The sequence below is a fragment of the uncultured Campylobacter sp. genome (assembly GCF_937997465.1).
Lineage (GTDB): Bacteria > Campylobacterota > Campylobacteria > Campylobacterales > Campylobacteraceae > Campylobacter_A.
Window position 1 is genome coordinate 1 of record NZ_CALKTQ010000105.1, and the last position, 11,401, is coordinate 11,401.

The window sequence follows — 11,401 nt, forward strand, 5'->3', positions numbered from 1 at the left end:
GCGAATCAATAACCTTGTTCGTTCAATCTTCTATATTCGTCGCAACCTGCTTGCACTTCCATGTCGCAAGCTTTACCGAAATATTCTTTTGCTGTTGTTTTGTTTTGTCGCACGCCTTTGCCCTCGCTATATAAAATTCCAAGGCCGTAACATGCCAGGCTATGTTCAAAACCTGGTTTTGTGCAAGCCTGTAAATACAGTTCGCGTGCTTTTTTATAGCTTTGCCTTACGCCTTTACCCTCTTCATATAGGGTTCCAAGGTAAGAACATCCCGTCATATCCTCCAAATCGCAGGCTTTGGAGTATAGTTTGGCTGCTTTTTTATAGTCTTGTTTTTCTTCATACAACCAACCAGCTTCAGAGCATCCCACGTACTTTGCATCGCAGGCTTTGGAATAAAATTTTATTGCCTTTTCAACATCTCGTTTTATTTCTTTACTGCTATTATATAAAAGACCAAGGTCATAACACCTAGCACTGGCACCAAGATCGCATGCTTTTGAATAGTATTCTGCTAATTTGTTATAGTTTTGTTCTATGCCTTTACCATTCTTATACATATCTCCCAGGCTTGAGCATCCCAATGGGTTTCCTAGGTTACAAGCCTTGGTAAATAGCTTGATAGCCTTTTTATAGTCTTCTTCTATATCGCTAGTTTTGAAAAAGATATCTCCACTATGGCGCAACCCTAGAAGAACGCAACCTGTGGCGTTATTGTCATTGCATTCTTTTTGTAGTGTTTCGCTTGAAAATAAAATAGCTACAGCGGCTAATAGCAAAAAAACTTTTTTCATAAATCTATAACTTTAAATTTACGAATGGAAGTGAAACTCGTCCGGGTGATCGAGCGCGTAGCGGAATTTCTCCATATCTACTTTTTTATCCCAGATCGAGATGATTAGGCAGCCCACGGCGTTGCCGCAGAGGTTTCCTACCGCGCGCATCTCGGACATAAATTTATCCACGCCAAGTAGCACCGCAACCGTGACGACGGGGATACCTGCGCTAGGAAGCGCGGCAAGCGTACCGGCAAGTACGATAAATCCTGAGCCCGTGACGCCCACTGCACCTTTGCTAGTTACCATCAAGATGATGAGAATTTGTATCAGATGCTCGATGCTTAGCGGGATGCCAAAAGCCTGAGCGAGGAAAATAACGCTAAGCGACAAGTAGATGTTCGTGCAATCAAGGTTGAACGAATATCCAGTCGGTATGATGAGCCCGACTGCGCCTTTGTGGATGCCTGCGGCTTCTAGCTTTTGCATGAGCGGAGCTAGCGCGGTCTCTGAGGAACTCGTCGCAAATACGATCAAGACTTCTTTTGCGATGAAGCGCATAAATTTAAAGATATTGACCTTTGCAAAATAGCAAATCGCGCCAAGAACTACAAAGATAAAAAAGCAGCTCGCAAGCGCCATAACGAAAAGTAGCTCAAGCATGCCTATTAGCGAGCCGATGCCGAATTTACCGATCAAATACGCCATAGCAGAAAACGCCGCGACGGGGCTAAATAGCATCAAAATCGTAAGTAGTTTTAGCACCCAGTGCTGAATTATCTCAAGCGGTTTTAGGATTTTACTTTTATGATCGTGTTTTAAAAAAGATATAATAACCGCCGTTACGATCGCCATAAATAGCACTTGCAGCGTATTTGACTTGATAAACGGATCAAGCAGATGTACGTAAGGGAAGATGCTGTCCACCGGAACCGCACCGCGCAAAATATGAAGCGTATGGGCTATGAGTCCGCTATTTGCGTCTATGCTCGAGGCTTGGCTCGTAAATTTCTCCACGCTAGAGGCGTCAAGCTGCGTATAGTCAAGGTGCATATCATGCCCCGGTTTTAGCGTTTCGCCGAAAATTATACCAACGGCTAGCGCGATAGTACTTACGACCTCAAAGTAAATGAATCCCTTAAGCCCGATAGAGCCTAGGTCTTTCATACTCTCAAGCCCTATGATGCCAGAGACTATCGTTAAAAAGATGATAGGGCCGATGAGCGCTTTTAGGGCTTTGATAAAGTAATCGATACCGGGCTTGCTTTCTATGCCTAGCTCGGGAAAAAATACTCCCACGGCGATACCGGCAACGATACCGAAAATCACCCAAAACGCGAGATTGGTAAGTAGTCTAACTATAAAAGGCTTTTGCGGTTTTACCGCGATTGAAGCGTTTTGATTCAAGAAATATCCTTTAAAATTTTAATAAATCGCATAATAACGAAATCGTGCGGATTATCAGAGCTCAAACTGCCGCCCGACTTTTATTAAATTTACAAACTCTCTAAAATTTCGATCGAGTTTATCTTGTCGCCTTGCCTGACGCTATCTAGAGTCTTTAGGCTAGGTTCATCCACGATCTGTCCAAACACCGTATGCACGCCGTCAAGGTGCGGTTGCGCGCTATGGCAGACGAAAAATTGACTTCCACCCGTATCGCGTCCGGCGTGCGCCATGGATAAGGCTCCTCGTTTATGCTTGTGCTTTTGGCCTACGCACTCGCATTTTATGCGCCAGCCCGGCCCTCCGGTGCCCGTGCCGTGCGGGCAGCCGCCCTGGATCACGAAATTTGGGATCACGCGGTGGAAATTTAGCCCGTCGTAAAAGCCGCTTTTGGCAAGAGTGGCAAAATTCGTCACGGCTTGCGGCGCTTCGTCGCCGTAAAGCTCGAGCTTCATATCGCCTTTTTCGGTATGGATCACGGCAAATTTGAGCTTAGCAAGCTCGGCCGCGTCGATGTCGTAGATTTTTAGTTCGTCGTTTCTCATTTTGTTCCTTAAATTTATTCGATATTTGTATAAACCGCTTGCACGTCGTCGTCATCTTCGAGCTTGTCGAGCAGCTTTTCTACCTCGCTCATTTGCTCTTCATTTAGACTTACCGGCGAGTTTGCGATGTATTGTAGGCTTGCTTTTTTAGCCTCTAGGCCCAGTTTTTCGATGCCTTCGCTTAGCGTGCCGAAACTTGCGTAATCGCCGTAGATATAAAGCACGCCGTCTTCCTCCTCGATCTCGGTTAGACCGAAGTCGATGAGCTCTAGCTCGATCTCGTCAAGCTCTTTTGCGGGCATATCAAGCTCAAAAACGCTCTTTCTCGTAAACATGAAATTTAGGCTTCCGCTAGGCAAAATTTCGCCGCCGTTTTTGCTAAATATCGCCTTGACGTTTGCGACTGTTCGAGTCGGGTTATCAGTAGCGCATTCGACGATGATTTGCACTCCGTGAGCACCCTTGCCGTCGTAAAAGATGGTCTTGATATCCGCGCTATCTTTGCCGCTGGCGCGTTTTATCGCCGCGTCGATGTTGTCTTTTGGCATATTTTGCGCTTTGGCCGCTGCTATCGCGGCGCGAAGTTTCGGGTTCATATCAGGCTCTGTGCCGCCCTCTTTAGCCGCCACGGTTATGGCTTTTGCGAGTTTTGGAAAAACCTTACTCATCTTGTCCCAGCGCGCTTCCTTCGCGGCGCGCCTATATTCAAACGCTCGTCCCATTTCGTTCCTTTAAAAATTTTTGCCCAATTATATCTAAAAAAATTTTGCATTTTTTTAAAAACGCGAGGTTTTGAGCGTATTAGCAAAAAATTTAGCTTTAAGTCCTATAATCCTCGTATGATTTTAAATGCCCGAAAAGACGACGCCGCGCGCTGCATAGAGCTGTTAAATTTAGCCATGGAGGACATCGCTTTTACGCTTAGCGGCGTGAGCGACCCCGTTAAGAGCGATGAAATTTTGCATAAATTTTTCCGCAGCGAGATAAACCGCCTAAGCTACAACAACGTATTCGTTTTCAAATTTGACGGCGAGATCGCGGGTGCGATTTGCGCTTACGACGGAGGCGAGATCGATGCGCTAGATGGGCCCATCAGGGCGCATTTGCGAATGCTCGGTTTAAGCGAATTTCCGCAGGCGGAGTGCTTCGCGGATGAGTTATATATCGATAGTCTTGCCGTGGACGAGAGATTTCGAGGACGAGGCATCGCAAAAGAGCTGATCAAATTTATCTTTGCCCTCGCGCCTAAACGAAATATCAAAAAAGTAGCTCTCATCGTCGATGAAAAAAAGCCTAAAACCAAGGCTTTTTACGAGCGTTTGGGCTTTGAGACCGACTGCAAAATGATCATAAATTCTCACAAATACTACCATATGACAAAGGAGATAGAATGACTAAATTTAAGGTTGCTAACATCCACTGCGAAAACTGCGCAAACACCATAAAAAACGCTCTTGAAGGCGATTACGGCGAGATAAAGGTCGATCTTAGCGTAGAGCCAAGGGTCGTGAGCGTAAATTTAGAAGGCAAGGACGAGGCGAAATTTAAAGAGGAGCTGGATGATTTGGGATTTAGCGTCATAGAGAAAATTTGATGCAAAATATCAAACTAAACATCGCGGGCATGACCTGCGTAAACTGCTCAAACGCCATCGAGCGCGTGACGAAAAAGATCGCGGGCGTGCTAGACGCGAAGGTCAGCTTCGCAAATGGCTCGGGCGAATTTATCGTCGAAAACGCCGAAGTACAAGCCGCGATAGAGGAAAAGATAAAAAAACTAGGCTACGGCGTGGCAAAGGATTTGGCGGAATTTGAAGCCAAACGCGAGAAACATATCTTAAATTTACGCCGAAATTTCCTAGCCGCTGCAGCCTTTAGCGCGGTGATCATGGCGCTTGAGATGAGCGAGCAACCAAGCGCGGCAAAATCAGCCATCATGCTGGCGCTTGCCTTTATCACGATAGCTACGTGTGGGCGGGACTTTTTTATCCATGCTTACGGCGCGCTAAAAAATAAAAACTTCGATATGAACGTGCTCGTAGCGCTGGGAACAAGCACGGCGTTTGCGTATTCGCTGGGCGTTTTTATCGCGGGCGATCGCCTACCTGAAAATATGCGCCACCTCTACGTCTCGGGTGCAGCCATGATAACGGCTTTCGTGCTGCTTGGTAAATTTTTAGAAGAGCGCTCAAAAGCTCGCGCGGGCGATTATATAAAATCGCTCATGGATATGTCGCCAAAGACCGCTCTCGTACTACAAAAAAACGGTAGCGCGCTGGAAGTCGATGCCGCGAGCCTAAAAATAGGCGACATCGCGGTCGTAAAGAGCGGCTACGCGGTGCCTTGCGACGGAGTCGTGATAAACGGCGGCGCAGAGATCGACACCTCGATGCTAACGGGCGAGAGCTTGCCCGTCTACAAGAAACAAGGCGACGAGGTCAATGCCGGAACGATAAATTTAAACGGCTACATCAACGTAAAGGTTGCAAAGCTCGCTAGCCAGACGCTTTTGTCGCAAATTTTAGAACTTTTAAGCGATGCGTCGAGCAAAAAGATGCCTATTAGCCGCTTTGCCGACCGCGTGGCAAATATCTTCGTGCCTAGCGTGATAGCTATCGCCGTGGTTACGTTTCTTGCGTGGTTTGTGATTACGGGAAATGCGCTACAAGGCGTGTTAAGCGCTGTTTGCGTGCTGATTATCTCATGTCCTTGCGCGCTGGGGCTTGCCACCCCGATAGCCATCGTCTCCTCGCTATCTCTAGGCGCTAAAAACGGAATCCTCATTAAAAATCCAGAAGTTTTAGAGGTTCTTGGCGACGTGAAATACGCGGTATTTGATAAAACGGGCACGCTAACTAAGGGCGAAATATCCGTAAATTTTACAGATATAAACGATGAAAATTTAGCCAAAATCGCCGCGCTAGAGGCCAAAAGCTCGCATCCGATATCTGCTGCGATCGTTAGATACGCAAACGAGCTCGGGCTTAAAATTTTAGGCGATGAAAAGGGTTTTGAAAATATCGCGGGACGCGGCGTAAAGAGTGAGGACGGCAGCGTAATAGCGGGCAACGAGGCTCTTTTAAGCGAGCTTGGCGTGGAGATAAATGCGCAGACTAAAGAGCAAATCGCCAAAGCGCAAAACGAAGGAAACGGCGTAATACTCGCGGCTGTGGATAAAATTTACGTTGGATTTATCGCGCTTAGCGATACGGTAAAGGACGACGCCGCGCAGGCTATGCAAAGCCTAAAAGATGCCGGCATAACGCCCGTGATGCTAACCGGGGATAACGCCTTCACCGCTAAAAACGTGGCTGGCAAGTTGGGCATCGAAAAGGTCTTTGCCGGCATGCTGCCTAATGAAAAATTTGAAACCATAAAACGTCTGCAAGAAGAGGGTGCGGTGCTGTTTGTGGGCGACGGTATCAACGACGCCGCCCCGCTAAAACAAGCAAATGCGGGTATCGCGATGAGTAGCGGCGCGGATATCGCAAAAGAGGCCGGCGACGTAGTGCTAGTAAAAAACGACCTAAAAAGCGCGGTAGCTACGATAAATTTGGCCAACGAGACGATGAAAACGATAAAGCAAAATTTGTTTTGGGCGTTTGTTTATAACGCCGTTTGTATCCCAGTTGCGGCTGGGGTTTTGGCGCCTCTAGGCCTCATGCTAACGCCCGTTTACGGAGCTGCGGCGATGTGCTTTAGCTCGGTCACGGTCGTGTTAAATTCGATCAGATTACGATTTAAGCAAATCTAAAATTTAGCCTAAATTTTGTAAAATCCCGCAAAAAACAAAAAGGGAAAAGATGAATTTAGGTAAATTTTACGCCGTGATCGCAAGGATATTTGCGTTAAATTTCGCTTTGCCGCCGAGTGCAAAGCTTTTTAGCGAGCTAAATAAAAATCCAAAATGGATAATAACAAACGATAGCGAAGCAAATGCCAAAGGGCGCGCGCTATACGAGGAGTCGATAAAAACTGAAAGCACCCTAGAGATCGCAAAGGACTTCGCAAATTTGAAAAAATATTTTAACGCGGAGTTTTTTTTCGAGGGCGACAAGGCGCGCCTTGAAGGCTTTTATAAAAAGTGCAAATTTAGCCCAAATTTAAACGTCAGTGCGCTTGATAGCCTAACTAACGAACTTTCGTTTTTCTCCTCCGTCGTCGAGCTAAAACAAGACGAACAGACGAAGGAAATTTTAGGCGTTTTGCTAAGCTCCTATCTGCTACCGTACGCCAAAAAGCTAGCTCCCGTCCTGCAAAATGAGGCAGGAAGCAAATTTTACTGCGCGATGGGCTATCTTTTCGAGGATTTTGCGAGCGGTATCGAAAATACGCTAAAAGTCAAAGTCGTACCTAGATGAGTTGGTGGAACGATTTTTATATAAATTTCGATCCGGTCGCGTTTGAGCTGTTTGGCATCAAGGTGCACTGGTATGGGATAATGTACGTCCTGGCGCTACTCGTGGCGCTCGGCGTGGCTAAATTTATCGTCAAGCGCGATAATATGCAAATTTCAAATTCGCTGCTTGATAACTATTTCTTTTGGGTGGAAATCGGCGTGATACTGGGCGCAAGGCTGGGCTACATCGTCATTTACGATCCAAATACCGCTTATTATCTCACTCACCCTTGGCAGATTTTTAACCCCTTTCACAACGGCGAATTCGTCGGTATCCGCGGCATGAGCTATCACGGCGCTGTGGTCGGGTTTTTGATAGCGACATGGGCCTTTTGCCGTAAATTTAAGCAAAATTTGTGGCAGCTTTTGGACCTCGTCGCGCTTAGTATTCCGCTTGGATATTTTTTCGGTCGCATAGGAAATTTTTTAAATCAAGAGCTTTTCGGTCGTATCACGGACGTCTCATGGGCGATCAACGTCGCGGGACAGATGCGCCATCCATCGCAAATTTATGAAGCCATTTTAGAAGGGCTTGCGGTTTTTGCTATCCTTTTTGTTTATAGAAAATTTAAAAAATTTGACGGCGAACTCATCGCTCTTTATGCCATACTTTATACCTTTGCAAGATTTGTCTGCGAGTTCTTTAGGGAGCCTGATTTCGGTATCGGCTTTGTATTTTTAAATTTATCTATGGGGCAGATACTATCCTTTTTAATGTTTGCGTGCGGCATTTTCCTTTATATTATCTTAAATAAAAAATATACAAAATTTTAAAAGGTTTTTAAAGTAATTTACGATACTATTACGCCGTTTTTATAGTGTCGTAATTTAATTTTCTTTTAAGTTATGATAATTTATTTCAATTTTATAGGAGGGCTCATGAGTGGGCTAATCGAGGGCTTCTTAGGTAGGCAAGCGGATACGAAAAAAAGTCGTACTCCTGCCGTTTGGGACAGATGGCAAAGTATAACGGGACTGATTTTGGCCTGTTTTATTTTGTGTCACATGGTATTTACCTCTACCATTTTATTCGGCAAGGGCGCATTTAACGCCGTTGTAGGTTTTGCGGAGGCTAAATTTTTATTCGGCGAGGCTACGTGGTGGATCACTAACGTTATCGCTGCGGTAATATTTGCCGTTTTTATCGCTCACGCGTTTTTAGCGATGAGGAAATTCCCTGCAAACTACAGACAATACATTATGTTTAAAGGTCATAAAGACCGTATGAAACACCTTGATACTACGCTTTGGTGGTTTCAGTTTTTAACCGGTTTTGCTCTATTTTTCGCAGCCAGCACGCACCTAGTCGATATAATATTTGGCGGACACATCACTGCCGATAAATCAGCGGCTGCATTTCATCAACTAGAAATTTTCTACTTCGCTTTACTTGTATTTATGGTTGTTCACGCCGGCGTGGGAATGTACCGCCTATACATAAAATGGATAAGCATCGACGGAGTAAACAAACAAGAGATGTTCGCAAAAAGAAATAAAGCCAAAACTGCGATATTTGCGGTTTTTGGAGTGCTCGCGGTCATCGCGCTGATCGCTGATTTCGTGTGGATCAGTCTTTAGAAAAAGGAGCTTTAAAAAATGAACGTAAAATATTATGACGCATTAGTTATCGGAGGCGGTCTAGCGGGGCTTCGAGCTGCCGTTGCCGCTGGAGAAAGGGGGCTAAGTACGGTAGTTTTAAGCCTAATCCCAGTTAAGCGCTCGCACTCTGCAGCTGCGCAAGGCGGCATGCAAGCCTCTTTGGGAAATTCAAAAATGAGCGAAGGCGACAACGAGGATGTGCATTTTGCCGACACGGTAAAAGGTAGCGACTGGGGCTGTGATCAGCAAGTTGCACGTATGTTTTGTCAAACTGCGCCTAAGGCGATCCGCGAGCTAGCCGCTTGGGGCGTGCCTTGGACTCGTATAACAAAAGGCGAAAGAAGCGCTATCATCAACGCTCAAAAAACGACTATCGTAGAAAAAGAAGAGGTCCATGGACTTATTCACAGCCGTGACTTTGGCGGTACAAAAAAATGGAGAACCTGCTTTACGGCGGATGCTACGGGTCACACGATGCTTTTTGCCGTAGCAAACGAAGCTCTAAAACATAACGTCGAAATCCACGATAGAAAAGAAGCTATCGCATTAATCCACGCAAATAACCGCTGTTACGGTGCGATCGTTCGCGATCTGGTTAACGGCGAGATCACGGCGTACGTCGCAAAAGGCACGCTAATCGCTACGGGCGGCTACGGAAGGGTTTATAAACACACTACAAACGCCGTAGTTTGCGAGGGTATCGGCGCTGCTATTGCTCTTGAGACGGGCGTTGCACAACTGGGAAATATGGAAGCGGTGCAGTTTCACCCGACTCCGATCGTTCCATCTGGCATTCTTTTAACAGAAGGCTGCCGCGGCGACGGCGGAATTTTACGCGACGTGGACGGATATCGCTTTATGCCTGACTACGAACCTGAGAAAAAAGAACTAGCTAGCCGCGACGTCGTAAGCCGCCGCATCATGGAGCACATCCGCGCAGGTAAAGGTGTGCCTAGCCCATACGGATATCACGTTTGGCTAGATATCTCAATCCTAGGACGCGAGCACATCGAGAAAAACTTGCGCGACGTTCAAGAAATTTGCGAAATCTTTAACGGCATCGATCCTGCCGATACCGAAGTATATACCGACGAGAACGGACGTCAGCGCGGTAAAGGCTGGGCGCCGATCCTACCTATGCAGCACTACTCTATGGGCGGCATCAAAACTAAGCCTACAGGCGAGAGTCCGACGCTAGCGGGTTTATTTAGTGCTGGCGAGGCTGCATGCTGGGATATGCACGGATTTAACCGTCTAGGCGGCAACTCCGTTTCAGAAACTGTCGTCGCGGGCATGATCGTGGGAGATTATTTTGCCGACTACTGCGGTAAACACGAGATCGAGATAAATACTAACGACATCGAAAAATTCGTTAAAAAAGAGGAAGACTACCTAAAGAGCCTTGTCGAAAAAGAGGGTAAATTTAACGTATTTGAGATCAAAAACAAGATGAAAGATATCATGTGGGAACACGTGGCGATCTTTAGAACCGGCGAAGGTCTTGCCGTGGCCGTAAAAGAGCTAGAAGAGCTTTATAGGCAATCTTTAGACGTTAAAGTCGCAAACAAGGCGCTATTTGGCAACCCTGAGCTTGAGGAAGCATACCGCGTACCAAAGATGCTAAAACTAGCCCTTTGTATTGCAAAAGGCGCGCTTGATCGCACCGAGAGCCGCGGAGCTCACTGCCGCGAGGACTATCCGAAACGCGACGACCTAAACTGGCTAAACAGAACTCTAACTAGCTGGAAAGAGGGCGATACGCTACCGACTATCGTGTATGAGCCGCTTGATATTATGAAAATGGAAATTCCGCCGGCATTTCGCGGATACGGAGCTAAGGGTAACATTATCGAGCACCCGGACAGCGCCGTACGCCAAGCGCAAGTCGATGAGATCCGCGCTAAAATGGAAGCCGAAGGCAAAGGCAGATACGAGATCCAAGAAGCGCTAATGCACTATGATCTTCAGCCTAAATATAAAGCACCAAACGAAAGAGCAGGAATAGGATATGAGTAGAAAAATAACCATAAAAGCATTCAAATATAATCCGTTAAGCAAAATTTCAAAGCCGCATTTCGCGACCTACGAGCTAGAAGAAACCGACGGCATGACGCTTTTTATAGCGTTAAATCAAATTCGCGAGAAATTTGACCCGGATCTTAGCTTTGACTTCGTTTGCCGCGCCGGTATCTGCGGAAGCTGCGGTATGCTAGTTAACGGTACGCCAAAGCTAGCTTGCCGTACGCTAACCAAAGACTATCCAGGCGGCGTGATCGAGCTTATGCCTTTGCCGGTGTTTAAGCTACTAAAAGACCTAAGCGTAGACACGGGCAACTGGATGAACGCGATGAGTAAGCGCGTGGAGAGCTGGATACACACCGACCACGAGACCGATATCTCTAAGCTTGAGGAAAAAGTCGAGCCTGAAGTCGCACAAGAGGTGTTCGAGCTTGATCGCTGCATCGAGTGCGGTATCTGTGTAGCTGCGTGCGGTACGGCTATTATGAGGCCTGATTTCATCGGTGCTGTTGGACTTAACCGCGTAGCTAGATTTAAAATCGACGCACTAGATAAACGAACCGACGAGGACTTTTATGAGCTTATCGGCGATGATGACGGCGTGTTTGGCTGTATGAC

Annotated in this window: 12 protein-coding genes; 8 read left to right on the forward strand and 4 right to left on the reverse strand. The window is 46.5% G+C overall.

Annotated elements, in window-relative coordinates; all coding sequences use genetic code 11:
- Window positions 1-5: 5 nt before the first annotated feature.
- The 4 genes from Q0546_RS03175 to Q0546_RS03190 form a co-directional block, all read right to left on the reverse strand.
- A complete protein-coding gene (locus tag Q0546_RS03175; protein ID WP_298790463.1) occupies window positions 6-794 on the reverse strand; it encodes a tetratricopeptide repeat protein in 789 nt (262 codons plus the stop codon).
- An 18-nt stretch (window positions 795-812) separates the two neighbouring features.
- Window positions 813-2,183 (reverse strand): cation:dicarboxylase symporter family transporter, encoded by a 1,371-nt coding sequence (locus tag Q0546_RS03180; RefSeq protein ID WP_298790464.1) that lies wholly within the window; start codon window positions 2,181-2,183, stop codon window positions 813-815.
- An 89-nt stretch (window positions 2,184-2,272) separates the two neighbouring features.
- Entirely contained in the window at window positions 2,273-2,767 is a 495-nt protein-coding gene (locus Q0546_RS03185) for a peptidylprolyl isomerase (protein ID WP_298790465.1), read from the reverse strand.
- A 14-nt stretch (window positions 2,768-2,781) separates the two neighbouring features.
- On the reverse strand, window positions 2,782-3,489 hold the full coding sequence (locus Q0546_RS03190) for a YebC/PmpR family DNA-binding transcriptional regulator (protein WP_298790466.1): 708 nt from the start codon (window positions 3,487-3,489) through the stop codon (window positions 2,782-2,784).
- A gap of 117 nt (window positions 3,490-3,606) precedes the next feature.
- Between Q0546_RS03190 and Q0546_RS03195 the strand changes: the two genes are divergently transcribed.
- The 8 genes from Q0546_RS03195 to Q0546_RS03230 all read left to right on the forward strand — a co-directional run.
- Window positions 3,607-4,161, forward strand: a complete 555-nt coding sequence (locus Q0546_RS03195; RefSeq protein ID WP_298790467.1) for a GNAT family N-acetyltransferase — start codon at window positions 3,607-3,609, stop codon at window positions 4,159-4,161.
- Window positions 4,158-4,361, forward strand: coding sequence for a heavy-metal-associated domain-containing protein (locus Q0546_RS03200; RefSeq protein WP_298790468.1), 204 nt, complete (start codon window positions 4,158-4,160; stop codon window positions 4,359-4,361). Before Q0546_RS03195 ends, Q0546_RS03200 begins: the two co-directional genes overlap by 4 nt.
- On the forward strand, window positions 4,361-6,520 hold the full coding sequence (locus tag Q0546_RS03205; protein WP_298790469.1) for a cation-translocating P-type ATPase: 2,160 nt from the start codon (window positions 4,361-4,363) through the stop codon (window positions 6,518-6,520). Before Q0546_RS03200 ends, Q0546_RS03205 begins: the two co-directional genes overlap by 1 nt.
- Before the next feature lie 49 nt (window positions 6,521-6,569).
- Window positions 6,570-7,127: a hypothetical protein gene (locus Q0546_RS03210; RefSeq protein ID WP_298790470.1), complete on the forward strand. Its 558-nt coding sequence runs from the start codon at window positions 6,570-6,572 to the stop codon at window positions 7,125-7,127.
- The gene (gene lgt, locus Q0546_RS03215; protein ID WP_002949758.1) at window positions 7,124-7,939 is read left to right on the forward strand and encodes a prolipoprotein diacylglyceryl transferase; all 816 of its coding nucleotides are present in this window, start codon (window positions 7,124-7,126) and stop codon (window positions 7,937-7,939) included. Before Q0546_RS03210 ends, lgt begins: the two co-directional genes overlap by 4 nt.
- A 105-nt stretch (window positions 7,940-8,044) precedes the next feature.
- Window positions 8,045-8,743 carry a fumarate reductase cytochrome b subunit gene (locus Q0546_RS03220; protein WP_298790473.1) on the forward strand — a complete coding sequence of 233 codons (699 nt, stop codon included), beginning with the start codon at window positions 8,045-8,047 and terminating at the stop codon, window positions 8,741-8,743.
- Window positions 8,744-8,761: 18 nt separating this feature from the next.
- The gene (locus Q0546_RS03225) at window positions 8,762-10,780 is read left to right on the forward strand and encodes a fumarate reductase flavoprotein subunit (RefSeq protein ID WP_298790474.1); all 2,019 of its coding nucleotides are present in this window, start codon (window positions 8,762-8,764) and stop codon (window positions 10,778-10,780) included.
- The coding region (locus tag Q0546_RS03230; protein WP_298790475.1) for a fumarate reductase iron-sulfur subunit at window positions 10,773-11,401 on the forward strand (629 nt) is incomplete at its 3' end. The genes Q0546_RS03225 and Q0546_RS03230, both read left to right, overlap by 8 nt.

Excerpts from the sequence above, each read along its gene's own strand:
- Q0546_RS03175 (WP_298790463.1), bottom strand. The coding sequence starts at position 794 with ATGAAAAAAGTTTTTTTGCTATTAGCCGCTGTAGCTATTTTATTTTCA.
- Q0546_RS03185 (WP_298790465.1), bottom strand. The coding sequence starts at position 2,767 with ATGAGAAACGACGAACTAAAAATCTACGACATCGACGCGGCCGAGCTT.
- Q0546_RS03190 (WP_298790466.1), bottom strand. The coding sequence starts at position 3,489 with ATGGGACGAGCGTTTGAATATAGGCGCGCCGCGAAGGAAGCGCGCTGG.
- Q0546_RS03195 (WP_298790467.1), top strand. The coding sequence starts at position 3,607 with ATGATTTTAAATGCCCGAAAAGACGACGCCGCGCGCTGCATAGAGCTG.
- Q0546_RS03200 (WP_298790468.1), top strand. The coding sequence starts at position 4,158 with ATGACTAAATTTAAGGTTGCTAACATCCACTGCGAAAACTGCGCAAAC.
- Q0546_RS03205 (WP_298790469.1), top strand. The coding sequence starts at position 4,361 with ATGCAAAATATCAAACTAAACATCGCGGGCATGACCTGCGTAAACTGC.
- Q0546_RS03210 (WP_298790470.1), top strand. The coding sequence starts at position 6,570 with ATGAATTTAGGTAAATTTTACGCCGTGATCGCAAGGATATTTGCGTTA.
- lgt (WP_002949758.1), top strand. The coding sequence starts at position 7,124 with ATGAGTTGGTGGAACGATTTTTATATAAATTTCGATCCGGTCGCGTTT.
- Q0546_RS03220 (WP_298790473.1), top strand. The coding sequence starts at position 8,045 with ATGAGTGGGCTAATCGAGGGCTTCTTAGGTAGGCAAGCGGATACGAAA.
- Q0546_RS03225 (WP_298790474.1), top strand. The coding sequence starts at position 8,762 with ATGAACGTAAAATATTATGACGCATTAGTTATCGGAGGCGGTCTAGCG.